This is a genomic window from Adlercreutzia sp. St.1H8, from assembly GCF_059728655.1.
In genome coordinates this window covers 998,099-1,021,731 of sequence record NZ_AP039376.1, presented here as the reverse complement: position 1 = coordinate 1,021,731, position 23,633 = coordinate 998,099, and the positions used below count along the sequence as shown (strand labels likewise).

Sequence of the window (23,633 nt, the reverse complement as noted above, 5' to 3'; positions counted from 1 at the left end):
GGTGACCGCCTTTTACGCCGTCGGGACGAAGGACTGCTTGAACGCGCTGATGGCGTCGTTCAGGGAGGCCTTGATCTCGTCGGTCAGCTTCTTCTCCGTCATGATGCTCTCGAAGATCTGCGGCTTCTGGGCGCGGATGGTGTCGAGCAGCTCCGTGCGGAAGCGCACCACGTCGTCCAGCGGCAGATCGTCCAGGTAGCCCTCGTTGCCGGCGTAGATGGAGACCACCTGCTCGGCGACGGGCATGGGGTTGTAGCGGCCCTGCTTCAGCAGCTCGGTCATGTGGGAGCCGCGGGTCAGCTGGTCCTGCGTGGCCTTGTCCAGGTCGGAGCCGAACTGGGTGAAGGCCTGCAGCTCGCGGTAGGACGCGAGGTCCAGACGCAGGGAGCCGGCCACCTGCTTCATGGCCTTGATCTGCGCGGAGCCGCCGACTCGGGACACAGAGATGCCCACGTCAACAGCGGGGCGCTGGCCCTGGAAGAACAGGTCGGTCTGCAGGAAGATCTGACCGTCGGTGATGGAGATCACGTTGGTCGGGATGTAGGCGGACACGTCGCCAGCCTGGGTCTCGATGATCGGCAGGGCCGTCATGGAGCCGGCGCCGTTCTCGTCGGACATCTTGACCGCGCGCTCCAGCAGGCGGGAGTGCAGGTAGAACACGTCGCCCGGGTAGGCCTCGCGTCCCGGAGGACGGCGCAGGGTCAGCGACATCTGGCGGTAGGCCACGGCCTGCTTGGACAGGTCGTCGTAGATGATGAGGACCGCGCGGCCCTTGTTCTCGGGGCCGGCGGGCTCGCCGTTCTCGCCGTTGTAGACGAAGTACTCGCCCATGGCAGCACCGGCCATGGGGGCGATGTACTGCAGCGGGGCCGAGTCAGACGCGTTGGCGGAGACGATGATGGTCTTGTCCATGACGCCGTGGCGCTCGAGCGTCTCGACGACGCCGGCAACCGTGGAGGCCTTCTGGCCGATGGCGACATAGATGCAGATCATGTCGGTCTCTTTTTGGTTGATGATGGCGTCGATGGCGATAGCCGTCTTGCCGGTCTGGCGGTCGCCGATGATGAGCTCGCGCTGGCCGCGGCCGATGGGGATCATCGAGTCGATGGCCAGGATGCCCGTCTGCATGGGCTCGTGCACGGGCTTGCGCGAGGTCACGCCCGGGGCCTTGAACTCGACGGGGCGGTAGCCCTCGGCAGTGATGGGGCCCTTGCCGTCGATGGGCATGCCGAGCGGGTTCACGACGCGGCCCAGCAGGCCCTTGCCGGCGGGAACCTCAACGATACGACCGGTGGTACGAACCTGGTCGTTCTCACGAATTGCGGTGACGTCACCGAGGAGCACGGCGCCGACCTCGTCTTCCTCGAGGTTCTGAGCCAGGCCGTAGACGGTCTTGCCCTCCTTGCTGACGAACTCGAGCAGCTCGCCCGCCATGGCGTCGCGCAGGCCGTCGACGCGGGCGATGCCGTCGCCGACCTGGATGACCGTGCCGACTTCGCGAGACTCAACGCTGACGTTCAGCGCGGCGAGCTGCTTGCGCAGGGCATCGTCAATGGACTGTGCGGTGATTTCAGTCACTAGCATTCACCTCCATCTGAAGAATCCTTGAGCACCTGGCGCGCGTGGTTGATCTGCGAGATTATGCTCGCGTCGATGCGCTTGCCGTTGGCGCTCATGATGATGCCGCCCAAAATAGACTTGTCGATGCGCTCGCGCAGAACGATCTTCTTGCCCAAATCGGCTTCGGCTTTGCGGGTAATAAGGGTGCGCAGGTTGTCGTCGAGGGCCACGGCCGTCGTGACGTCCACCACGCAGAGGTCGAGCTTGGAGCTGAGCTCCTCGCCGTAGGCCTCGTAGACGCGGGGGAGCAGGTCGGCATCGCCGCGCTCGGCCATGACGGCCATGACCCCGATGAACACCGGGTTGCAGTCGGCGAAGACGGCCTCGGCCAGGTCGTGACGCTGCTGCGCGGTGTAGTCGAGGTTCGACAGCGCGTGGGAGAGATCCATGTCGGCGTTCATGACGCGCAGGACCTCCTCCATCTGATCGCGAACCTCGACCACGGCGTCCTGGCCGCCGGCCTGGTTCGCCCCGTCGAACATGACGGCGGCGTAGGTGGCGACTTCCTCTTTGACGACAAGGCGATTAGTTGGCATTGAAACTACCTGCCTCGCTCACGTAGCGCTCGATGATCTTGCGATGCTCGCCCTCGGTGAGGTCCTCGCCGATGAGCTTAGCAGCCACATCCACGGAGATGTCCACCACGGAGCCCTGAAGCTCGGCCACAGCCTGCTTCTTCTCGGCCTCGATGGCGACCTTCGCCTTGGCGATCATGTCCTCAGCCTCAGACTGGGCCTTGGCGCTGATGTCCGCCTTCACTGCCTCGCCCGTGGCACGGGCGTCGGAGATGATCTGGGCTGCCTGGGCCTTGGCGTCAGCGAGCTGCTGCTTGTACTCCTGGAGCACGCGTTCGCTCTCGATCTGAGCTTCCTCGGACTTCTTCAGAGCCTCGCGGATGGTGTTCTCGCGCTTCTCCAGCATGCCGTTAAACATCGGCCAGCCGAACTTCGCGAGAATGATCCAGAGGATGATGAAGGCGACGAGCATCGGGATGAACTCGATCATGTCGGGCAGGATCTGAGCGATGCCACCCGCCTTCTCGTCGGCAGCTTCAGGAGAGGCGAACGCGAGCGCCGGGAACGCAGCAGTCACCGCCAGCGCCGAGGCGCTGAGCTTCGCAACTGCCTTGCTTGCTCTTGCTTTCACGTATAACCTCCTTCTAGCCTTTTCGCGGCTTACAAACCGAATCAGACTGAAGTGGGTTACAGGATGAAGGCCAGAACGAAGCCGATGAGGGCGAGGGCCTCGGCAAGGGCGGCGCCGATGATGAAGTTGGTGAACAGACGCCCCTGAACCTCGGGCTGGCGGGCGGTGCCGACGCAGCAGCCGTAGCAGGCCAGGCCGATGCCCACGCCAGGGCCGATGGCGCCGAGGCCGTAGCCGATGACCTTCAGAGCAGAAAGTACGAGTTCGATTTCCACAATTTCCTCCTTTTACCGTTTTTGAGCCTGTTTCCCAAAAACAATGACATCTATGGTCAACCGACGATGTGGATGTGCCGGTAGAACCCAAGCGGGTGCGGGGAGCGCGGCTCCCCAGGGGCATGCAGCCCCGACGGGCGCCTAGTGCGCCGAGGTGGCCAGCGAGATGTACACGGAGGTGAGCACCGTGAACACGTAGGCCTGAAGGAAGGCGACGAGGGTCTCCAGCGCGTACATGACGAGCAGGAGCGCGAACCACGCCACAGAGATGCCGGCGGTGGGGCTCATGGCCTCGATGCCGGTGGTCAGGAAGATGCCAGTGGCCAGGGCGAAGATGCCCAGCACCATATGGCCGGCGAACATGTTGCCGTAGAGTCGGACAGCCAGGGTAAGCCAGCGCAGAATGAGCGAGATGAGCTCGAAGAACCAGATGATGGGCACCATGGGGGCCGGCAGGCCGGACGGGGCGATAGACTTGATGTAGCCCAGGCCGCCGTGGGCCTTGATGCCGCACCAGTTGAAGTAGAGGAAGGAGAGGGTCGCGAGCGCCCAGGTGACCGAGATGGTGCCGGTGGGCGTCTTGCAGCCGGGGATGAGGCCGACGAAGTTCGAGATGAGAATGAAGAAGAACATCGTGGCCAGGAAGGGCACGTGCTTCTTGTAGCCGTGGCCAATGATGCCCTCGCCCATGTCGTTGCGGACGAACTGGTAGCCGTACTCGACGGTGTTCACGAACTTGTTGGTGGGCACGAGGGTCAGCTTGCGCGCGACGGTCAGAACCACCACGCAGGTGATGATCCAGCAGATCACCATCCACAGCACGTACTGCGTCATGCCGAAGGTGCTGCTCCCGACGACGATGGTGGAGTTAAAGGACTCCTGCAGTTCCTGCGCATGGTGTGACAGTTGTTCAAGAGCGTCCACGTATCAACCCTTTCCTTCTACTTTCTCACGACGGTGCCCACGCCGTAGGCGATGGCCACCGTGCTCAGGGCAACGACCTCGGCCACCACGAAGGGAAAGCCGAGCTCCCGGTTGAGGGCGATGCAGACGACGGCCGTCATGACCAGGATGACGAAGGAGACGAACAGCGCCAGGAACAGCACCAGCATGGAGCCGGCGATGCCCGCAGAGGCCGTCTTCCTCGTCATGCGCAGCCCGATGAGCAGCGGGGCGAACCCCGCCACGCCGGCGAACGCTCCGAGGATAATCGCAAGTGCCATAAACCGTCCTCATCCGAGCGCCGCATCGCGCATTCAACCCATTAAACCGCTACGTATGATAGCGTCGGCACGGGGGTTGGCAGGTGAGAGTTTGCGAAAATAGGCGAGCGGCGCGCGGGGCGCGCGAAGGGCGCCCCAGACGCGGCACGGCCCCGCCCCTCGCCGTGGAGAGACGGGGCCGCGAAGGCGGTCGGACGCAGTTGGGGACGCGAGGCGCGGGCCCGCGCAGGGCACGCGACGGGACCTCGACGCCAGGACGCAGGCGGGCTACTCGGCCGCGGGCTCGGCGCCCGGCTCGAAGACGCGCACCTTGATGCCGGACTCCGCGAGCATGGACATGGCCAGCTCGTCGGGATAGGGGTTCTGGTAGACCACCTCGGTGATGCCGGAGTTGATGAGCATCTTGGCGCACACCACGCAGGGCTGGGTGTTGATGTAGATGGTGGCGCCGTCGATGTCGGTGCCGAAGCGGGCGGCCTGGACGATGGCGTTCTGCTCGGCGTGCAGCCCGCGGCAGATCTCGTGGCGCTGGCCCGAGGGCACGCCGAGCTGCTGGCGCAGGCAGCCGGTCTCGGCGCAGTGGGCGAGGCCCGTGGGCACGCCGTTGTAGCCCGTGGCCAGGATGCGGCGGTCCTTGACGATGACCGCCCCCACCCCGCGGCGCAGGCAGGTGGTGCGCTCGGCCACCTCGTTGGCCAGCTTCATGAAGTACTCGTCCCAGCTGGGGCGGCTGTCCTTGAAGCCCTCGGACATGGCGTCCTCCTTCCCCGGCGGCGCGCTGGGCGCCCCCGGCTACTTGGTTCCGAAGATGCGGTCGCCCGCGTCGCCCAGGCCCGGCACGATGTAGGCGTTCTCGTTGAGGCCCTCGTCGACGGCGCAGGTGTAGACGCGCACGTCGGGGTCAGAGGCCAGCACGGCCTCGATGCCCTCGGGAGCAGCCACGAGCACCATGAGCTTGATGGTGCCCCGCACGCCCGCCTCGCGCAGGTAGCGCACGGCCGCGGCGGCCGAGCCGCCCGTGGCCAGCATCGGATCCACCACGAGCACCTGGCGGCTGGCGATGTCGGCCGGCAGCTTGTCGTAGTAGACGTGGGGCTCGTGGGTCTCCTCGTCGCGGAACATGCCCAGGTGCCCCACGCGGGCGGCCGGCATGAGCTCGAGCACGCCGTCCACCATGCCCAGGCCGGCGCGCAGGATGGGCACGACGGCCAGCTTCTTGCCGCCGATCTGCTTGGCGTCGGCCGCGCAGATGGGCGTGTTGATGACGATGTTCTCCAGCGGCAGGTCGCGGGTGGCCTCGTAGCCCTCGAACAGGGCCAGCTCGCGCACGAGCTCGCGGAACTGCTTGGAGGAGGTCTCCTCGTCGCGCAGGATGGAGAGCTTGTGCTGCACCATCGGGTGGTCGATGACGATGACGCGTTCGTTGTCCATGGGGCTGCCTTTCCCTCGCTTCCCTACTTAGTACTCCAGGCCCGGGTAGAGCGGGTGCGCCTCGAGCAGCGCGTCCACCTTGCCCCGGATGTCGGCAAGCATGGCCGCGTCGTCGGGATGGAACACCGCGGCGGCGATGAGCTGGCCCACCTGGTAGAAGTCCTCGGCCGTGAAGCCGCGGGTGGTGGCAGCGGCCGACCCCACGCGGATGCCGGAGGTGACGAAGGGCGAGCGCGGCTCGTTGGGGATGGAGTTCTTGTTCACCGTGAGCCCCACCGACTCGAGCAGCTTCTCGGCGTCCTTGCCGGTGATGTCGGCGGCCGTGAGGTCCACCAGGCACAGGTGGTTGTCGGTGCCGCCCGACACGAGGCGCAGGCCGCCGTCGAGCATGCCCTGGCCCAGCGTGCGGCAGTTCTCCACCACGCGCGCGATGTAGTCCCGGTACGCAGGCTGGAGCGCCTCGCCGAAGGCGACGGCCTTGCCAGCGATGACGTGCATGAGCGGGCCGCCCTGGGCGCCGGGGAAGATGGCCTTGTTGATGCGCTTGGCCATCTCCTCGTCGTTGGTGAGGATGAAGCCGCCGCGCGGGCCGCGCAGGGTCTTGTGGCTCGTGGAGGTGACGATGTCGGCATGGGGCACGGGGCTCGGGTGCAGGCCCGCAGCCACGAGGCCAGCGATGTGGGCCATGTCCACCATGAGGTAGGCGCCCACCTCGTGGGCGATGGCGGCCATGCGCTCGAAGTCGATGACGCGGGGGTAGGCCGAGGCGCCGCCCACGATGACCTTGGGGCGCACCTCCTTGGCCTGGCGTTCCAGCGCGTCGTAGTCGATGGTCTCGGTGGCCGGGTCGACGCCGTAGGAGACGATGTGGTAGAGCAGGCCCGAGAAGTTGACGGGGCTGCCGTGGGTGAGGTGGCCGCCGTGGTCCAGGCTCATGCCGAGCACCGTGTCGCCCGGCTCGATCATGGCCAGGTAGGCGCCGAAGTTGGCGCTCGCGCCGGAGTGGGGCTGGACGTTGGCGAAGGCGGCGCCGTAGAGCTCGCAGGCGCGGTCGCGCGCGAGGTCTTCCACCACGTCCACTTTCTCGCAGCCGCCGTAGTAGCGCTTGCCGGGATAGCCCTCGGCGTACTTGTTGGTGAGCACACTGCCCACCGCCTCCATGACGGCGCGGGACGTGAAGTTCTCCGACGCGATGAGCTCGACGCTGCCGCGCTGGCGGGCCAGCTCGGCGCGCAGGGCGGCCTCGACGGCCGGGTCGGTCTGGGACAGGTGTTCGAGGGCCATGGGCTTAGCGCTTCCTTTCCAGGTCGTGGATCTTGGCGACGCGTCCGGCGTGGCGGCCGCCCCCGAAGGGGGTGGCGAGGAACGCGTCGATGATAGCCTCGTTCTCCTCGAGGCTGACGAAGCGCCCCGAGAGGGTGAGGACGTTGGCGTCGTTGTGCTCGCGGGCGAGCGCGGCGAAGTCGGGCCGCACGATGTTGACGGCGCGGATGCCGTCCACCTTGTTGGCGGCCACGGCCATGCCGATGCCGGTGCCGCAGACGAGCACGCCGAAATCGGCCGCGCCGTCGGCCACGTCGCGGGCCACCTTCTCGGCGAAGTCGGGGTAGTCGACGCGGCCGTCGTCGGCGGGGCCGCGATCGGCCACGTCGTGGCCGCGCTCGGCCAGGTAGCCGACGAGCGCCTGCTTCTGGTCGAAGCCGGCGTGGTCGCTTGCGATGCTCAGGCGCATGGGCTTGCCTCCTGCCGGGGACGGGGCCGCCCCTCGCGGGCCGGCCGGGGGTTCCAAGGGACAGCATGACATTGTAGGCCAACGGCGCGCACCCGGACGCGGGATCGGCCCCCGCACGCGAAAAACCCGCGGAGGGCGGGCGCCCGCCGAGCACGCGTCGCCCCCTGCGCGCGGCGGCGGCGCCCGCAGGGTCGGGCGGGCGCGCTAGGCGTGGGCGTCGAGCCAGGCGAGGAGGTCGGCGAGCACCTGCTCGCGGCCGATCTCGTTGAATATCTCGTGGCGCATGCCCTCGTAGAGCCGAAGCGTCACGTCGGCCACGCCGGCGGCCCTCATGCGGGTGGCCGCGTTCTCCACGCCCCGCCCCCTGTCCCCCACCGGGTCGGCGTCGCCGGCTATGAACAGGACGGGCAGCCCCTTGGGCACCGCCGCGAAGGCCGCGGGGCGCCCGGCGCGGAAGGCGAGCTCGGTCAGGGTCGCGTAGCCCCCGGCCGAGAACATGAAGCCGCAGGCCTCGTCGGCGATGAACGCGTCGACGGCCTCCTCGTCGCGGGAGAGCCAGTCGAAGGGCGTGCGCGCCCCGCGCACCGACCGCGAGAAGGCGCCGTCGGCCAGGGCGTGCAGAAGCGGGATGCGGGCGTCGTCGCCGCGCACGGCCGCGAGCGTTCGGGCGAGGAGGTTGCCCGCCTTGCAGACGGCCAGCGGCTGGCCCGCGGTGCCGCAGATGACGGCGCCGGCCAGACCCTCGCCGTGCCCGGCCAGGTAGACGCGGGTGACGAGCGAGCCCATGGAGTGGCCGAGCAGGAAGTAGGGCACGTCACGGGCGTAGCGGGCCGACACGATGGAGCGCAGCGCCCCCACGTCGGCCACGAGCGCGTCGGCCCCGCCGCGGGCCGGCATCACGCCGCGCAGCGCCGGGTCGGGGGCGGTCTTGCCGTGGCCCAGGTGGTCGTGGCCGCACACGACGAAGCCGTGGGAGGCCAGGAAGCGGGCGAGCTCGTCGTAGCGGCCGATGTGCTCGCTCATGCCGTGGACGACCTGGACGATGCCGCGCGGGCGCGCGGCGGACGCGGCGTCGGCGGGCTGCCAGAGGAGCCCGCGCGCGGCGGTCGCGCCGTCCGAGGAGCGGAAGCCGAGCGGCGTGGGGGCCGCCTCCGGGCGGCCGGCGCCCGTCATGGCCGCGCCCCGGCGACGGCGGCGGCCAGGGGGCCCTCGCGCAGGACGCGGGGGGCGTCGCCCGTGCAGTCGACCACGGTGGAGGCCGTGCCGCCGAGCGGGTCGTCGCCGGCCAGCACCCCGCCGGCCGCGGCGGCCAGGGCCGCGTCCACGTCGGCGGCGCGGCGGGGCGCCGGGGCGCCGGCGGGGTTGGCGGAGGTGACGGCCAGGGGGGCGCCGGCGGCGCGGATGAGCGCCAGGGCCTCCTCGCAGGCGGGCATGCGCAGGCCGATGGTGCCCGCGGCCGAGCGGAAGGCCGGCGGCACCTCCTCGGAGGCCCCCACTATAAGAGTGAGGGCGCCAGGCCACAGGCGCGCCGCCAGCTCGCGGGCGTAGGCGGGGACGCCGGCGCCGTAGCGGCCGAGGTCGGCGGGGTCGGCCACGAGCCACGCCACGGGCTTGCCCTCGTCGCGCCCCTTCAGGCGGAAGAGCTCGCCGGGGCCCTCGGCCGGGCCCACGGCCACGCCGAGCCCGTAGACGGTGTCGGTGGGCAGGATGACGGGACGCCCCTCGGCCAGGGCGTCGCGCGCCTCGGCGAAGGTGATGGTGTGTGTCATGCTGGTCGCTTTCCGCGGCATCCCTCCCCGACGAGGGGGCCGCACGGGTAGGCGGCGGACGTTGTAGGACACGATACCCCACCGCGGCGGCTTTCGTAACCCCGAACCGGGAGTATCCTCCAAGTCCGCGCCCGGTTCGCGCGAGGACGCCGAGCGGCGATGCCGCGTCGATGCCGTATCGATGCCGGCGGCCGGGCCCCTAGGCCTCGCGGGCCTCGATGAGGGCGCAGACGTGGCAGAGGTCCGAGATGCGGTTGAGGCAGGCCATCGCCTCGTCGGAGGCGAGGGGTACTGCGCCCTCCTCCCCCGCCGCCCGCAGGCGCCACAGCGCCCGCTCGGCGCGGCGCACGACGGTGCGCGCCACGTGGAGCTGGGCCGAGGCGACGTCGTCGCCCGGCACCACGAACCCGAAGCGGTCGGGCAGCGGCGCGGCGAGCCGCGCGACGGCCTGCTCGAGGGCGGCCGCGGCGTCGGCGCCGAGGCGCGGGTCGCGGCCCGGCGCGGCGATGTCGCCCATCAGCTCGGCGAGCAGGACCTCGGCGCCACGCAGCTCCTCGCGCACCGCCGCGTTGCGCGCCAGGGCGCGCGCCATCCCGAGGGCCGCCTGGGCCTCGTCCACCGCCCCGAGCGCCTCGATGGGCGCGCTCGCCTTGGGCACGCGCGTCCCGTCGAGAAGCGAGGTCTCGCCGCCGTCGCCCGTCCTGGTCACCGTCGTCTGCATCGCGCGCTCCCTTCGCCGCCGATCCGTTTGACGCCACCTTAGCACACGGGGATAATCACCCCGTCAGCCGACGAAGGGACGTCATCGAATGGGAGAGTACGCCGAGCAGGTGTTCGAGCAGGTCCGCCGCATCCCGCGCGGGAAGGTGGCCACCTACGGCCAGGTCGCGCGGCTCATCGGGCGGCCGCGGACGGCGCGCTACGTGGGCTACGCCCTGCGCGCGAACCCGGCTCCCGGCGCCGACGCGGCCGCCACGCCCTGCCACCGGGTGGTGTTCAAGGACGGCTCGCTCTGCCGCGGCTTCGCCTTCGGCGGCCCCGAGGTCCAGCGCGAGATGCTCGAGGCCGAGGGCGTCCCCTTCCTCGAGGACGGCCGCATCGACCTGGCCGCCTGCGCCTGGGACCCCGCCGCCCCCGCGGACGCGGGCGATCTGCCGACCGCGCCGCCGCCCGACTTCGACTGGCAGCGCGAGCTGGGGGAATAGCGAGAAGCGCCCCGCGGGTGCGGGGCGCTTCCTTGAGGCGATGACGAGGGCGCGGGCCTACAGCTGGGGCTCGGCGGCCTCCTTCTTCTCCTCGACCTTCTTGGTCATCTTCTTGCCCTGATCGGGAATGATGAACATGAGGACGGAGCCGATGACGATGTAGATGGCGGCGATCATGAAGATGGTCGGGAAGGTGCCCGGGTTGGCGCCGCCCGCCAGCGGGATGGTGACGTTGGTCAGGAACACCGACGCGCCGATCAGCAGGAACGTCTGCACCAGGCCCTGGGCCGTGGCGGCCTTCTCGCGACCGAACAGCATGACCGGCAGCGTGAAGATGATGGCGAGCAGGTAGCCGAGCGTGAAGCCCCCGACGAAGAACACGCCGTACATAATCGGGCCGAGCGGCATCTGCCAGCCGAAGTAGATCACGAGCGCCGTGAGCACGCCGTAGATGGCGATGACGATGCGGAAGGACTTGAGCGCGCGCACGATGATGGGCGACACGACGGAGCCGACGCCCATGCCGATGGTGATGGCGGTGGCCATGCCGCCGGCGGCGACGGGATCCATCTCGCGCAGGGTCTGGAGCGCGGCGGTGGTGAAGGCCATCAGCGGCACCTGGCCGGCCATGCAGAACAGGGCGGCCAGCGACAGCACCCACGCCCAGGGGCTCTTGGCCACCTCGGCAAGGCTCTTGAGCATGCTCGGCTTCTCGACGCCGGCCTCGGACGCGGCGATCTCGTCGGAGGCGTCCTTGCCGAAGAGGAACCAGATGACGGTGAAGGCCACGGCGATGACGGCCGTCACGGTGAAGGCGAACTCGACCGAGGGCATGAGCGAGGTCAGCCCGATGCCCACCGTGTTGGCCACCGGCGTGGTGGTGGAGGAGATGCCCACCGCAAGCGCCAGCATCGAGGGAGCGAACCAGCCGCCGAGAATCTTGGAGCGGTTGACGGCGATGAACAGGCCGGTGAAGCCCGACATCATGTTGGCGAAGTACTGGAGCTCAAACGACGTGGCGAAGATGCGCACGATGAGCGAGGCGGACACGACGATGCCGGCGATGAGCACGATCTTGCGCGTGCCGATCTTGTCGGAGATGATGCCGGTGACGAACGCCAGGAAGACGCCGAGCAGCTGCGATGCCGAGTAGATGGCCGCGTACTGCTCGCCGGTGAAGCCGTAGTGCTCCTGGAACTGGATGGCCATGCCGGCCAGCTGGTTCTGGGCGTAGGATGCGATGAAGGCGCCCAGCCAGACCAGGCCGAGGATGATCCATGCCTGGGCCTTGCTGTTCTTTAGCGTGAACATAGAGTCCGAACCCCCTTGTCCTTTCCAAAGGGCATGCAGCCGGCGCCGCGCGGGGCGCCGCTTGCATACCCGTTCTCTGTCGGGGAAAGCCCCCTCCCTATGCGAAGAGGTCCCCTCTCCCCTCTGCGAAACTGCTCGAGCGCTGGCCAGTCGGGCTCTTACCGGCCATTATAGAAAACGGCCTGATCGGGCTTCATTGGCCGCGCTCACAAAAAACGGCGCGGAATTTGGCGGCGCGGTCATCGACGGCGCCCCGCCGACCCGCCCCGCGCCCCGGCCGCGCCCGGCGCGCGGGGCGAGGCCGCCTGGCCCCCTACCCGCGCCCGGGGCGGGCGAGCGTCAGGCGGAAGAGGACGAGCCCGACCAGGCACAGGGCCGCGCACCCCGCGAAGAGCACGTCCCACCCCGCCGCCGCGATGATCGCGCCGCAGGCGAACGAGCCTGTGCTGTAGCCCACGTCGTAGGCCAGGTAGTAGGCCGCCGACGCGCTGCCCGGCCGCTCGGGCGAGCAGCGGCGCACGATGTAGGCGTTGAGGAACGGCGCCACCGTGCCCATGCCCAGCCCGAGCGGCACCGCCACCACGTAGAGGGCCGCCGCGGTCGGGCACAGCGGGATGGCCGCGTAGGACAGGGCCAGGCACGCCATGCCCGCCGTGAGGTAGCGGTCGGGCCCGTGCTCGTCGGCGCGCCGGCCCACGAGGAACCGGCAGCCGAGGGTCATGGCGGCGAACACGGCGTAGACCGGCCCCACGTCCCCGAGGTCGCGCTCGAAGGCGAGCAGGGGCAGGTAGAAGTTCACCGACGAGAAGGCCACGCAGAACAGGCACAGAAGCCCCGCCGGCAGAAGCGTGCGCGGCTCCAGGCCGAGGAAGGTGCGGGGCAGCGCCCGCGCCTCGCCGCCCGGCGCACCCGCCGCGGCCGGGGCCTCGGCGCCGTCCGGGCCCGCGGCCCCCTCCCCCGCCCGACCGCCGCGGCCGTGCCGCGCGAGCACGTTGCGGGGCCCGAAGCAGGGCACGCCCAAAAAGGTCACCGCCGCCGCGCCCGCGCAGAGCGCCGCCGCGAGGACGAACAGGCCGTTGAACGAGGCCAGGTCGCCCTCGGTGACGATGAGCAGGAACAGCGTCGGGCCCACGGCGGGCACGAGCATCGACACCACGGCGAAGAACCCGAGGCCCTCGGCGAGCCGCGAGCGGGGCAGCACCTGGTTGATGCCGGCGCCCGCGGCCGTGGAGAAGACGCCGAAGAGCACCCCGTGGACGGCCCGCGCCACGGCGAGGGCCGGGATGGTCTCGGCGAGGTGGTGCAGGGACGCGGCCGCCGCGATGAGCAGGGCGCAGACCACCATCACGCGGCCGTCGTCGAAGCGGTTGGACACCGCGGCCGCCAGGGGCTTGGACGCCATCGACGCCAGCGAGAACACGCCCGCCGACACCCCGGCCAACGCGATGCCGCCGTTGATGAGGTCGGCGTAGTAGGTCATCCCCAGGTTGAACATGCTGGTCACCAGGCTCACGCCGAAGATGGCCAGCAGGAGCACGACGTAGGGCCGGCTCCACAGCCGCTCGGTCTCTTCCCCCACGGGTCTCCCCTCCTCTCCTCTTCCCCGCCCCCTCGGGGGCAAAAGAAGGGGCGGCGCCGAAGCGCCGCCCCCCCGTCCGGGCATCCCGCGTCGCGGGCTACTCCTTGACCTCGTACTCGAACTTGGTCTTGCACCACGGGCACTTGGTCGTGAAGCTGCCGAACTCGCGGCTCGTCACGATCTTGCGCAGGGGCTTGCCGCAGTTGGGGCATACCTTCGGCGCCTGGTCGGCGATCTCCTTGATGCCCTCCACGTCCTTCTGGTCGGGGCTGTAAGCCATGGTCTCCTCCTCACAACGGTCTTTCATGCTTCAGGCACGGGGCCTTAGGGAACGAACACGGCCACGCCGTCGCCGAGCTCAGCCAGGCGCACCGGCACCTCCTCGAGCGGCACGGCCTCCATGCACTTGGCCAGGCAGTGGTGGACGCAGGCCGGCTTCTTGCCCTCCTCCAGGCGCGACTCGCACAGGTCGCAGAGGCTGGACGGGACGGCCACGTAGTTCCAGTACCACTCGCCGGCGAGCTTCTCGGGGCCGAACTCGGCGAGCTTGATGCCCCACTCGTCCTGGGACTCGATGTGCTTCTCCTGGCGGCAGGCCAGCTCGCAGGAGTGGCAGCCGGTGCAGTACTTGTAGTCGATGAGCAGCGCGTGCTTCTTCATGGCCATCACCTACTCGCCCGCGTGCTTGGCTTCGTAGCTCATCGGCGAGGGCGCGCCCTTCGTCATCGACTCGGGGCCGCGGCTGGCCGGCGGCTGGTACTCGGCGGGGTTGGAGTCGCCCGCGTCGTAGCCGTCCACCTTGTAGATCTTGCACAGCACGTTCTTGTACGGGGCGCCGTAGCCGAGCTTGCCCACCTTGTACATGGGGATGAGCTTGTTGACGTTGGACTTCCAGGTGCCGAACAGGTTCGGGGCCTCGCCCTCCTCCTCGGGGTACCACCAGCCGTGGGTGGCGTGGACGACGCGCTCGGGCACCTCGTTGGAGATGCGGGCGCGCTCGACGCACTTGCCCAGCGGGTTCTCGATGCAGACGTAGTCGCCGGCGTTGATGCCCAGCGCGCGGGCCGTCTTGGGGTTGATGGTCACGAGCGGGTCGGGGGTGACGTGGCGCAGCGAGGGGATCTGGCGATGCTCGCTGTGGAACGACACGAAGTCACGGCCGCCGGTGGTGAGCACGTAGGGGTACTCGGCCGCCAGGTCGGGCGTGGAGTACGGGCTCATGGCCGGCTCCATGAAGTAGGGCAGCTCGTCCTCGCCGAAGTCGTCGTAGATCGACGAGCAGACCTCGATCATGCCGGTCGGGGTGTTGAAGCCCGGCTCGCCGTCGGGGCGCAGCATGCCCTTCTCGTACTTGCGGTACTCGAAGTTCTGCTGGAACACGCCCATGTCGCGCAGGTCATTGAAGTCCCAGTCGTACTGGGTGCGGATCTGGGCGTTGAAGAACTCCTCGGCCGTCTCCCAGGGCCACGCCTCGGGGTTGAGCCTCTTGCCGACGATCATGTCGATCTCGATGTCGGACTTGGCCTCGCCCGGGTCGATGGCGGCGTTCATCGCGCCGAGGAAGTGGGTGTTGCGGCCGAAGTGGGGCAGCACCACGCCGTCATGCTCGGCGAAGCCGGACACGGGCAGCACCAGGTCGCACAGACCCATGATGGTCGGGGTCATGAAGCAGTCCTGGGCGGCGTTGAAGTCCATCTTCATGAGCGCGTTGTACCAGCGCTCGGGCTCGGCGTAGACCGTGGGCGAGATGGGGTTGGTGGCGTAGAAGTACGCCATGTGGAAGGCATAGGGCTCCTCGGTCTCCATGACCGTCAGCACCTCGTCGGGGTGCGCGAAGGGGCCGCACGCGTAGGCTGGGTGATCTTCCTTGGCGTCGATGCGCTTGGCCATGGTCTCGGCGTCCACGTACTGGGCGGTCTCGAAGCGCCAGCGGCCCATGAAGCTGGAGGGCAGCGACAGCGTGATGCCGCCGGGCACGTCCATGTAGCCGCAGATGGCGGCCAGGGCCAGGAGCGACTGGCCGGCCTGGGCGCCGTTCTGCTGGGTGTCGATGGCCAGGCCCCACATGATCGACGACGGGGCGTTGGTGGCGAAGGCGCGGGCGGCGCCGCGGATGACCTCGGCGGGCACCCAGGTGATCTCCTCGGCCCACTCGGGCGTCTTGTCGGCGACGCGCTCCTTGAGGTCGTCCACGCCGAAGACCCAGTTCTCGCAGAACTCGTGGTCGTAGAGGTCCTCGCCCAGCACGACGTTGAGCATGGCCAGGCCCACCGCGGCGTCGGTGCCGGGGCGCAGCTGGATGTGGAAGGCCGCGCGGGAGGCGAGCCAGGTCAGGCGCGGGTCGATGACGATGAGCTTGGAGCCGCGCTTCATGAGGTCGACGATGGCGTGGCCGTAGAAGCCGTCCGGGTTGGACTGCAGCGGGCTCTTGCCCCACAGGATGATGTACTTGGGGATCTCGTAGCGCGGGTCGTCGTAGCGATCCGGGAAGTAGGCCGCGTAGTCGAGCTCGGGGTAGCCGGCGCCCAGCAGGAAGTCGGCTACGACGGTGCGCGGGCCGTAGCAGGAGCCGCCGGACATCGAGAACGAGCAGTTCGGCGTCTTGAAGCAGGCCTGGGCCATGGGCGGCGCGTAGAGCGTGGCCTCGCGGCCGGTGCCCTGGAACAGGTAGATGGTCTCCGGGCCGTAGTTCTCCCAGATCTTCTTCACCTCGCGCTCGAGGATGTCAAGCGCCTCGTCCCACGTGATGCGCTCCCAGGTGTCCTTGCCGCGGTCCTCGCGGGCGCGCTTCATGGGGTACTTGATGCGGTCGGGGCTGTTGAGGAACTCGCCCATGGCCAGGCACCGCGGGCACAGGCGGCCCTGGCTGATGGGATGGTCCGGGTCGCCCTCGACCTTGACGAACTTGCCGTCCTTGTCGGTGTAGATGAACATGCCGCATCCGACGGGATGGTCACCCGGCGGCGACCAACCGCAGGTGCGCACCCGGATGAGGTCGCCTACCTCCTTCTTCCACTCTGCATCCATTCGCTTTCTCCTTTCTCTCTCCTTGAGAAACGGGTGGGATTATCTTTCGTCGGCGCCGAGGGCCTCCAGCTGCACGCCGCGCGTCTCGCGCTTGATGAGCAGCTTGGTGAACACGGCGGCCAGGGCCAGCGGCACGAGGAACACCACGAGCACCGTGGAGAACGTCGAGCCGGTCTGGAGCGCGCCGCCGATGACCATCGGGGTGATGAAGCCGCCGATGCGGGCCACGGTGGTCACGCAGGCCTGGCCGGTGGCGCGTATCTCGGTGGGATACGCCTCGATGGTGATGGGCGCCGGGGTCATGTAGGCGTAGTTGATGGCGAAGCCCATGAAGATGCAGGCCGGGATCATCAGGCCGCCGAATCCGAAGACGGCGGTGAAGACGACCGACACCGCGGCCAGGGCGAGCGCCACGTAGGTGCTGCGGATGCGCCCGATGCGGTCGGCCGCCACGCCGGCCACCACGGCTCCCGCGCATCCCAGCAGGTTCATGAGGGTGGTGTAGCCGTAGCTGGCGCTCACCGAGTAGCCGCTGGCCAGAAGCACGGTGGGCATCCAGTTGGTGAGCCCGTAGGACAGCGAGCAGGTGGTGAAGGCCACGAGCCAGATCCCGAGCGTCACCCGCAGGTAGCGCTTGGAGACGAGCTGGCTGAGCTGGCCGCCCTGCACGGCCGGGGGCACCGCGATGTCGGCGGCCGCATAGCCGCCGGGCTTGGGGTTGTCGAGGCCGGCGTTGATCTTGTTGACGATGGCCAGGGCCTCGCTCACCCTCCCCTTCCCGAACAGCCACTGCACGGACTCCGGCATGACGAAGTGCATGACGATGCCGTAGACGAAGGGGAAGCCGCCGATGAGGTAGCACAGGCGCCACCCGAAGTTGGGCACCACGTACATGGCCGTGAGGCCCGCCACCACCCAGCCGAGCATCATGAACGTCTTGGTGATGGTGACGAAGGCGCCGCGGTGGGCGGTGGGGGCGTACTCCGACACGATGGTGACGCTGAGCGGGATGACCGCGCCCACGCCCACGCCGGAGAAGATCCGGCACAGGGCGAACATGTCGTAGGAGTGCACGAAGAAGATGGGCACCGTCAGAAGCGCGTAGATCATGATGCTCACGTTCATCACGTGCTTGCGGCCGAAGCGGTCGGCCAGGTATCCCGACGCGAACCCCCCGACGAGCATGCCGAGCAGGCTGAACGAGGCGAGGCTTCCCGTCTCGATGAGCCCCAGCGACATCTCCTGGGTGATCTGCGGCATCGTGAACGACACGATCATGTAGTCGAAGCCGTCGAACACCATCGCCAGCCCGACGAAGACGAGGATCCTCACCGAGAACCGCCATCCCCCCGGCTGCTCGAGGATATCCGAGACCGTCACCTTTTCCATGGTCGGCCGAAGCCCCCTTCCCTGCTCCTCTGCCCCGTCCTGCCCTCGGGGCGCCCCGGGCCGAAAGACCCGGGGCGCCGCAGGCGGGCCTAGGGGACGAACACCGCCACGCCGTCGCCGAGCTCAGCCAGGCGCACCGGCACCTCGGTCAGCGGCACGGCCTCCATGCACTTGGCCAGGCAGTGGTGGACGCAGGCCGGCTTCTTGCCCTCCTCCAGGCGGCTCTCGCACAGGTCGCAGAGGCTGGACGGGACGGCCACGTAGTTCCAGTACCACTCGCCGGCGAGCTTCTCGGGGCCGAACTCGGCGAGCTTGATGCCCCACTCGTCCTGCGGGGCGATCTGCTTCTCCTGGCGGCAGGCCAGCTCGCAGGAGTGGCAGCCGGTGCAGTACTTGTAATCGATGAGCAGCGCGTGCTTCTCCATGGGGGTACCTCCCTATTCCGGATGGATGACCTCGTAGCTGGCAGGCTGCGAGGGGCCGTTGGTCATGGACTCGGGGCCGCGGCTGGCGCGGGGCTCGTAGAGGGCCGGGTCGGCCGCGCCGGCCTCGTAGCCGTCCGCCTTGCTGATGCGGCACAGCACGTTCTTGTAGGGGGCGCCGTAGCCGGTCACGCCCACCTTGTACATGGGGATGAGCCGGTTGACGTTGGACTTCCACACGCCGTTGAGGTTGGGGGCCTCGGGGTCGTCCTCGGGGAACCACCAGCCGTGCTCGGCGTGGATGACGCGCTCGGGCACCTCGTTGGTCACGCGGGCGCGCTCGACGCACTTGCCCAGCGGGTTCTCGATGAGCACGTAGTCGCCGTCGTTGATGCCGTACTTCGCCGCCGTCTTGGGGTTGATGGTCACCAGCGGGTCGGGGTGGATGGCGCGCAGCGAGGGGATCTGGCGATGCTCGCTGTGGAACGACACGAAGCTGCGGCCGCCGGTGGTCATCACGAGCGGGTAGTCCTCATAGAGGTCCGGCGTGGAGTACGGGCTCATCGCCGGCTCCATGAAGTAGGGCAGCGGGTCCTCGCCGAAGTCGTCGTAGATCGACGACGACACCTCGATGAGGCCGGTCGGGGTGTTGAAGCCCGGCTCGCCGTCGGGGCGCAGCATGCCCTTCTCGTACTTCCTGTACTCGAACGGCTGCTGGAAGGCGCCGAACTCGCGCAGGTCGTTGAAGCCCCAGTCGTACTGGGTGTGGATCTGCGCGTCGAAGAACTCCTCGACGGTGTCCCAGGGCCACGCCTCGGGGTTGAGGCGCTTGCCGACGATCATGTCGATCTCCAGGTCGGAGCGCGCCTCGCCCGGGTCCACGGCGGCGTTCATCGCGCCGAGGAAGTGGGTGTTGCGGCCGAAGTGGGGCAGCACGAAGCCGTCATGCTCGGGGAAGAAGCTCACCGGCAGCACCAGGTCGCACAGGCCCATGATGGTGGGCGTCATGAAGCAGTCCTGCGCCGCGTTGAAGTCCATCTTGACGATGGCGTTGTACCAGCGCTCCGGCTCGGCGTAGCAGGTCGGGGCGATGGGGTTGGACGCGTAGAAGTAGAACATGTGGAAGGCGTAGGGATCCTCGGTCTCCAGCGTGGTGAGCACGCTGTCGGGGTGGGCGTAGGGGCCCACGGCGTAGGCCGGGTGATCCTCCTCGCCGTCGATGCGCTTCTTCTCGACCTCCTCGCCGACGAACTGGAGGGTCTCGTAGGTCCAGCGGCCCATGAAGCTGGAGGGCAGCGCCAGCGTGATGCCGCCGGGCACGTCCATGTAGCCGCAGATCGCGCCGAGCGCGAGCAGGGCCTGGCCGGCCTGGGCGCCGTTCTGCTGGGTGTCGATGGCGAGGCCCCACATGATGGAGGACGGCGCGTTCATCGCGAAGGCGCGGGCGGCGCCGCGGATGACGTCGGCCGGCACCCAGGTGATGGGCTCGGCCCACTCCGGGGTCTTGTCGGCGACGCGCTCGGCCAGCTCGTCCAGGCCGAAGACCCACTCGTCGCAGAAGGCGTGGTCGTAGAGGTCCTCGCCGATGACGACGTTGAGCATGGCCAGGCCGATGGCCGCGTCGGTGCCGGGGCGCAGCTGCAGGTGGAACTCGGCGCGCGAGGCGAGCCAGGTCAGGCGCGGGTCGATGACGATCAGCTTGGAGCCGCGCTTCATCAGGTCGATGATCGCATGGCCGAAGAAGCCGTCCGGGTTGGACTGCAGCGGGCTCTTGCCCCACAGGATGATGTACTTGGGCACCTCGTAGCGCGGGTCGTCGTAGCGGTCCGGGAAGAACGCGGCGTAGTCGAGCTCGGGGTAGCCGGCGCCCAGCAGGAAGTCGCCGATGACGGTGCGCGGGCCGTAGCAGGACGCGCCGGACATCATGAAGGCGTTGTTGGGCGTCTTGAAGACGGCCTGGGCCATGGGCGGGGCGTACTCGGTCGCCTCGCGGCCCGTGCCCTTGGACACGTAGATGGCCTCGGGCCCGTAGGTCTCCCAGATCTTGCGGACCTCGGTCTCGAGGATGTCGAGGGCCTCATCCCAGGAGATGCGCTCCCACTTGTCCTTGCCGCGGTCGGCCTTGGCGCGCTTCATGGGGTACTTGATGCGGTCGGGGTGGTTGAGGAACTCGCCCATGGCCAGGCACCGCGGGCACAGGCGGCCCTGGGTGATGGGATGGTCGGGGTCGCCCTCGACCTTGACGAAGTTTCCGTCCTTGTCAGTGTAGATGAACATGCCGCATCCCACCGGGTGGCATCCCGGAGGGGACCAGCCGCACGTGCGGGTCCTGATGAGGTCGCCCTCCTCGACCCGCCATTCCTTGTCCATGGTCATAGGTCTTCCTCTCTCTCGATAAGCCGGACCGTCCGCCCTCCTGCGGGGTCGCGCCGGCCTCCTACCTGCCTCGCTCGGCGGCCCGAGCCGCCCAGTCAGCGCGCGCCGCGTCCTTCATCTCCTCGGTGAGGGGCGCGCCGCATTGCTTGCACTTCTTGAACACGAGGAGGTTCTTGCGGCCGCACTGGTCGCACCAGACGAACTTGGGCTTGCAGTTGTCGCAGGTCACGCGGCAGCTTCCGAAGCACATGGGTACTCCTCGCGCGGGATGGGCGCTAGTTTCCGGCCGGGGGCTTCGGGGCGCCGGGCGCTGCGGGGGCGGCCGGGGCCGCGGGGGCGCCGGGGGCGGCCGGAGCCGCAGGAGCGCCGGGGGCGGCGGCGGGGGCCAGGGAGGCCGGGTCGATGCCCTCGAGGCTCGTCTTGCAGAAGGGGCACTTCTTGGGCAGGAGGCCCTGGGTGACGTTGATCTTCTTGCCGCAGTTGGGGCAGGCTGCGCCCGTATTGGCTTCAGCAGGTCTGAAACACATAGCCGTTTTCCTTTCTGGAAGGGGCCTGTGCGCCGGGCGGCCGCGAGGGCCGCGCGGCAGGCGAGCCCCTCCGGGGTTGCCTTCTCGTGGCAAGGTGCTTGGCCAAGCTCTCCACGCCGTCTAGTCTATGAAACGGCGGCCGCGGCCCGCATTAGCGCCGATTACAAAAAAGCCCCCATAATTTGGAATGGGGGCCATAGCGTCGGGGAATGGCGAGTTGAGGGGTGATTTCTAGCGGGTATGCGCACCGGGCGCGCAGGTCACACCCGGCCGTCGAGCAGCAGGCGCTGGTAGTCGAGTACCATGCGGCTGCGCAGCAGCGGGGAGTCGAAGGAGATGTCGAAGCGCTCCTCGATGCGCGAGAGGTGGTAGAGCACCGTGTTGCGGTGGACGTGCATGAGCTTGGCCGTCTCGGTGGCGTTGCGGCCGTGGCTGAGGTAGACCCACACCATCTGGGCGATGGAGGTACCCGACTCGCGGTCCTCCTCGATGATCCGGGACAGGATGCAGTCCTCGAAGGCGAAGGCCACCAGGTCGTCGTCGTGGCCCTCGGTGAGCAGGTAGAACTTGAGCGCGTGCTCGAAGGGCAGGCACGGGACGGCCTGCTCGCCCAGAAGCGCGTCGTACTCGCGCTTGAGCGGCCCGCGCAGCGAGTAGGCGGCGAAGGCCTCGCGGTAGGCCTTCTCCAGGTCCTGGATGCGCCTGAACGCCTGGGAGACGCCGGCCTGCAGCCCGAAGGTGCCGTAGAGGGTGGCGCGCAGCTCGCGCCAGACCGACTGCCCCGACAGCGCCGACGACTCGTCCGACTCGGTGTAGAGCAGCACGAGCAGCCGATCCTTCAGCATGAAGGGGTAGCACGCTCCGCCGCAGAGGCCCCGGGCCGCCTCGACCACCTGGGCGCGGACGGGCTGGGCCATGTTGGAGTCGAAGGGGACGTAGAGCAGGCGGAACTGGCGGGCCCGGGGCACCGCCGTCTTCGCCAGCTGGGTCTGCACGTACTCGTCGGTCATGGGCTCGCCGTTGATGAGGCCCAGAAACACCCGGTGCCAGGGGGCCTCCAGGTTCACCGTCGCCTTCCAGAAGTCGGTGCACAGCATGAGCACGCGCTTCATGAACTTCGTGAACAGGTCGCGCAGGAGGTCGGCCGGCCCCGAGGAGCAGGCCATGGTCACGTGGAAGAGGTAGGCCCCGTCGATGTAGACGGGGTAGTGCAGCGTGGGGCAGGGGTGGCGCTCGTCGGCCGGCGCCTCCACCAGCTGGCTGCGGGTGCGCGACACCGGCAGGATGCTCTCCTCGATCCAGGCGATCTCCTCGGCGGGATAGCAGCCGTCCTCGATGAGGGCGCGGTAGACGTCGGCGCCCTCGGCCTGCGGCGGCTCGATGCCGCGCGAGCACGCGATGAGGTTGTGGCCCGTGTCGGTGATGCAGACGAAGTTGCCGAGCGTCCGCTCGCTCACGGCGATGAGGCGGTCGAGCTTGCCGTGGGCGTAGACGACGCGGTCCATCTCGTTCTCCCAGATGAGGTTGGAGACGAACAGCGACCGCAGCAGGCTGTCGTAGCGGGCGAAGCGCTCCCGCTGCTGCACGAGCACCAGCCGGTTGCCGAAGTTGCGCTCGGACACCCACGCCGGCACGGCGTCGTCGGGCGCGAGGGCCACGCAGAAGCAGCTGGGATGGCGCTCGAGGAGCTGGCGGGCGCTCTCGACGCGGCAGAGGAACAGCGTGTTGGGGCGGCTGTCGCGGGCGGCGAGGTTGTCCTCGTCGTAGACGGTCTCGAGCCAGCTGAAGCGGCGGGCGCAGCGCCGCGGCCGGTGCAGCACGCGCGAGCCCTCCAGGGCGTCGAGCAGCATGACGTAGCTCACGTCGCCGAACCGATGGCTGAGATCGACCGTAGCTTCCCGCATGAGATCTCCTCCCCCTCAGGTTTTTGGGAGAACTGTACCACAAGCGGCCCCCGAAGCCCCAAACGCGAAGCGAGGGCGCACGGCGGGCACGAAGCGGCGGGACGCCGGGGCGCGCGGCGGGTGCGGGCGCGGGCGAACTGGAAACGAGGCGGAGCGCTGGGGCGAGACAAGGGGCGCGCGGCGGAAGCGAAGCGTCGGGACGCTGGGACGGAGCGGATGCGGGAGCGGAAAGCCCCGGGCGGAGGCAGGGCGCCTAGGCGGGGATGAGCCCGCATGCCGGGTCGCTGCGCACAGGTACGGGACAAACTGGCCAAAAATGACGACCTGACGACAGAAGGAGGGCCGATAGCGGCTGGCTTTCCCCCGCGAGTGCACGGGCCGCTGAGCGCGACCTGGGAAAACGAAGCAGCGAGGGCGCAGGCGCGGTCCAACGGGCCACGATTTCGTCGTCAGGTCGTCATTTTTGGCCAGTTTTTCCAGAATTTCGTCCTGCCCCACCCCGCCAAGCGAGGCGGCTCCCGGTCGGCACAGCCTCTAATACGCGACACGCCAGCAGAGTGCGCCGCGCTCGACTTTGCTATGGCGCGGCGTCGCCGCTCAGGCCCCCTTCGCCGGCACCGCCGTCCCGACTTCAGCGAACGCCTAAGGCTCGCGGAACCCGGCGCGCTCCCCCGACGGGCACGTCCGTCTCATGGGC

Annotated in this window: 25 protein-coding genes; 1 reads left to right on the top strand and 24 read right to left on the bottom strand. The window is 68.9% G+C overall.

Annotated features, from left to right (window positions below):
* Window positions 1–12: 12 nt before the first annotated feature.
* From atpA to AC6I0Y_RS03710, 13 genes are all read right to left on the bottom strand, one after another.
* Window positions 13–1,584, bottom strand: coding sequence for a F0F1 ATP synthase subunit alpha (gene atpA, locus AC6I0Y_RS03770; RefSeq protein ID WP_201750908.1), 1,572 nt, complete (start codon window positions 1,582–1,584; stop codon window positions 13–15).
* Window positions 1,578–2,156: an ATP synthase F1 subunit delta gene (atpH, locus tag AC6I0Y_RS03765; protein WP_160708037.1), complete on the bottom strand. Its 579-nt coding sequence runs from the start codon at window positions 2,154–2,156 to the stop codon at window positions 1,578–1,580. Before atpH ends, atpA begins: the two co-directional genes overlap by 7 nt.
* Window positions 2,146–2,766, bottom strand: a complete 621-nt coding sequence (gene atpF / locus AC6I0Y_RS03760; RefSeq protein ID WP_160708039.1) for a F0F1 ATP synthase subunit B — start codon at window positions 2,764–2,766, stop codon at window positions 2,146–2,148. Before atpF ends, atpH begins: the two co-directional genes overlap by 11 nt.
* Window positions 2,767–2,822: 56 nt before the next feature.
* Window positions 2,823–3,041, bottom strand: a complete 219-nt coding sequence (gene atpE, locus AC6I0Y_RS03755; protein WP_347263917.1) for an ATP synthase F0 subunit C — start codon at window positions 3,039–3,041, stop codon at window positions 2,823–2,825.
* A gap of 141 nt (window positions 3,042–3,182) precedes the next feature.
* The gene (gene atpB, locus AC6I0Y_RS03750; RefSeq protein WP_370520257.1) at window positions 3,183–3,965 is read right to left on the bottom strand and encodes a F0F1 ATP synthase subunit A; all 783 of its coding nucleotides are present in this window, start codon (window positions 3,963–3,965) and stop codon (window positions 3,183–3,185) included.
* 17 nt (window positions 3,966–3,982) lie between these two features.
* Window positions 3,983–4,264 carry a hypothetical protein gene (locus AC6I0Y_RS03745; RefSeq protein WP_160708041.1) on the bottom strand — a complete coding sequence of 94 codons (282 nt, stop codon included), beginning with the start codon at window positions 4,262–4,264 and terminating at the stop codon, window positions 3,983–3,985.
* Window positions 4,265–4,531: 267 nt separating this feature from the next.
* Window positions 4,532–5,017: a deoxycytidylate deaminase gene (locus AC6I0Y_RS03740; RefSeq protein WP_160708043.1), complete on the bottom strand. Its 486-nt coding sequence runs from the start codon at window positions 5,015–5,017 to the stop codon at window positions 4,532–4,534.
* Window positions 5,018–5,056: 39 nt separating this feature from the next.
* The gene (upp, locus tag AC6I0Y_RS03735) at window positions 5,057–5,695 is read right to left on the bottom strand and encodes a uracil phosphoribosyltransferase (RefSeq protein WP_160708045.1); all 639 of its coding nucleotides are present in this window, start codon (window positions 5,693–5,695) and stop codon (window positions 5,057–5,059) included.
* A gap of 27 nt (window positions 5,696–5,722) precedes the next feature.
* On the bottom strand, window positions 5,723–6,979 hold the full coding sequence (gene glyA, locus AC6I0Y_RS03730) for a serine hydroxymethyltransferase (RefSeq protein ID WP_160708047.1): 1,257 nt from the start codon (window positions 6,977–6,979) through the stop codon (window positions 5,723–5,725).
* 4 nt (window positions 6,980–6,983) lie between these two features.
* Entirely contained in the window at window positions 6,984–7,427 is a 444-nt protein-coding gene (gene rpiB, locus AC6I0Y_RS03725; protein WP_497733184.1) for a ribose 5-phosphate isomerase B, read from the bottom strand.
* Window positions 7,428–7,631: 204 nt separating this feature from the next.
* Complete coding sequence (locus tag AC6I0Y_RS03720; RefSeq protein WP_497733182.1) at window positions 7,632–8,600, bottom strand: alpha/beta fold hydrolase; 969 nt, start codon at window positions 8,598–8,600, stop codon at window positions 7,632–7,634.
* Window positions 8,597–9,196: an L-threonylcarbamoyladenylate synthase gene (locus tag AC6I0Y_RS03715; RefSeq protein WP_497733180.1), complete on the bottom strand. Its 600-nt coding sequence runs from the start codon at window positions 9,194–9,196 to the stop codon at window positions 8,597–8,599. Before AC6I0Y_RS03715 ends, AC6I0Y_RS03720 begins: the two co-directional genes overlap by 4 nt.
* Before the next feature lie 199 nt (window positions 9,197–9,395).
* Entirely contained in the window at window positions 9,396–9,917 is a 522-nt protein-coding gene (locus AC6I0Y_RS03710) for a cob(I)yrinic acid a,c-diamide adenosyltransferase (RefSeq protein WP_497733178.1), read from the bottom strand.
* 88 nt (window positions 9,918–10,005) lie between these two features.
* On the opposite strand from AC6I0Y_RS03710, the gene AC6I0Y_RS03705 reads away from it, so the two are divergent.
* Window positions 10,006–10,401 carry an MGMT family protein gene (locus AC6I0Y_RS03705; protein ID WP_497733176.1) on the top strand — a complete coding sequence of 132 codons (396 nt, stop codon included), beginning with the start codon at window positions 10,006–10,008 and terminating at the stop codon, window positions 10,399–10,401.
* 57 nt (window positions 10,402–10,458) lie between these two features.
* Here AC6I0Y_RS03705 and AC6I0Y_RS03700 read toward each other — a convergent pair whose 3' ends face one another.
* The 11 genes from AC6I0Y_RS03700 to AC6I0Y_RS03650 form a co-directional block, all read right to left on the bottom strand.
* Window positions 10,459–11,712 carry an MFS transporter gene (locus tag AC6I0Y_RS03700; RefSeq protein WP_242164057.1) on the bottom strand — a complete coding sequence of 418 codons (1,254 nt, stop codon included), beginning with the start codon at window positions 11,710–11,712 and terminating at the stop codon, window positions 10,459–10,461.
* Window positions 11,713–12,025: 313 nt separating this feature from the next.
* Window positions 12,026–13,291 carry an MFS transporter gene (locus AC6I0Y_RS03695; RefSeq protein WP_242164055.1) on the bottom strand — a complete coding sequence of 422 codons (1,266 nt, stop codon included), beginning with the start codon at window positions 13,289–13,291 and terminating at the stop codon, window positions 12,026–12,028.
* Between the two features lie 97 nt (window positions 13,292–13,388).
* Window positions 13,389–13,571, bottom strand: coding sequence for an FmdB family zinc ribbon protein (locus AC6I0Y_RS03690; protein WP_242164053.1), 183 nt, complete (start codon window positions 13,569–13,571; stop codon window positions 13,389–13,391).
* A gap of 44 nt (window positions 13,572–13,615) precedes the next feature.
* Window positions 13,616–13,951: a 4Fe-4S dicluster domain-containing protein gene (locus tag AC6I0Y_RS03685; RefSeq protein ID WP_242164051.1), complete on the bottom strand. Its 336-nt coding sequence runs from the start codon at window positions 13,949–13,951 to the stop codon at window positions 13,616–13,618.
* 9 nt (window positions 13,952–13,960) lie between these two features.
* Window positions 13,961–16,318 (bottom strand): molybdopterin-containing oxidoreductase family protein, encoded by a 2,358-nt coding sequence (locus AC6I0Y_RS03680; protein WP_242164049.1) that lies wholly within the window; start codon window positions 16,316–16,318, stop codon window positions 13,961–13,963.
* Window positions 16,319–16,357: 39 nt separating this feature from the next.
* Window positions 16,358–17,707, bottom strand: coding sequence for an MFS transporter (locus AC6I0Y_RS03675; protein ID WP_497733174.1), 1,350 nt, complete (start codon window positions 17,705–17,707; stop codon window positions 16,358–16,360).
* Between the two features lie 89 nt (window positions 17,708–17,796).
* Window positions 17,797–18,132 carry an oxidoreductase gene (locus tag AC6I0Y_RS03670; RefSeq protein WP_497733172.1) on the bottom strand — a complete coding sequence of 112 codons (336 nt, stop codon included), beginning with the start codon at window positions 18,130–18,132 and terminating at the stop codon, window positions 17,797–17,799.
* Between the two features lie 12 nt (window positions 18,133–18,144).
* Entirely contained in the window at window positions 18,145–20,505 is a 2,361-nt protein-coding gene (locus AC6I0Y_RS03665; protein ID WP_242164044.1) for a molybdopterin-dependent oxidoreductase, read from the bottom strand.
* A 61-nt stretch (window positions 20,506–20,566) separates the two neighbouring features.
* The gene (locus AC6I0Y_RS03660; RefSeq protein ID WP_242164041.1) at window positions 20,567–20,755 is read right to left on the bottom strand and encodes a hypothetical protein; all 189 of its coding nucleotides are present in this window, start codon (window positions 20,753–20,755) and stop codon (window positions 20,567–20,569) included.
* Window positions 20,756–20,780: 25 nt separating this feature from the next.
* Window positions 20,781–21,032, bottom strand: coding sequence for a hypothetical protein (locus AC6I0Y_RS03655; RefSeq protein WP_497733169.1), 252 nt, complete (start codon window positions 21,030–21,032; stop codon window positions 20,781–20,783).
* A gap of 260 nt (window positions 21,033–21,292) precedes the next feature.
* The gene (locus AC6I0Y_RS03650) at window positions 21,293–22,936 is read right to left on the bottom strand and encodes a PucR family transcriptional regulator (protein ID WP_497733167.1); all 1,644 of its coding nucleotides are present in this window, start codon (window positions 22,934–22,936) and stop codon (window positions 21,293–21,295) included.
* Between the last annotated feature and the right edge of the window lie 697 nt (window positions 22,937–23,633).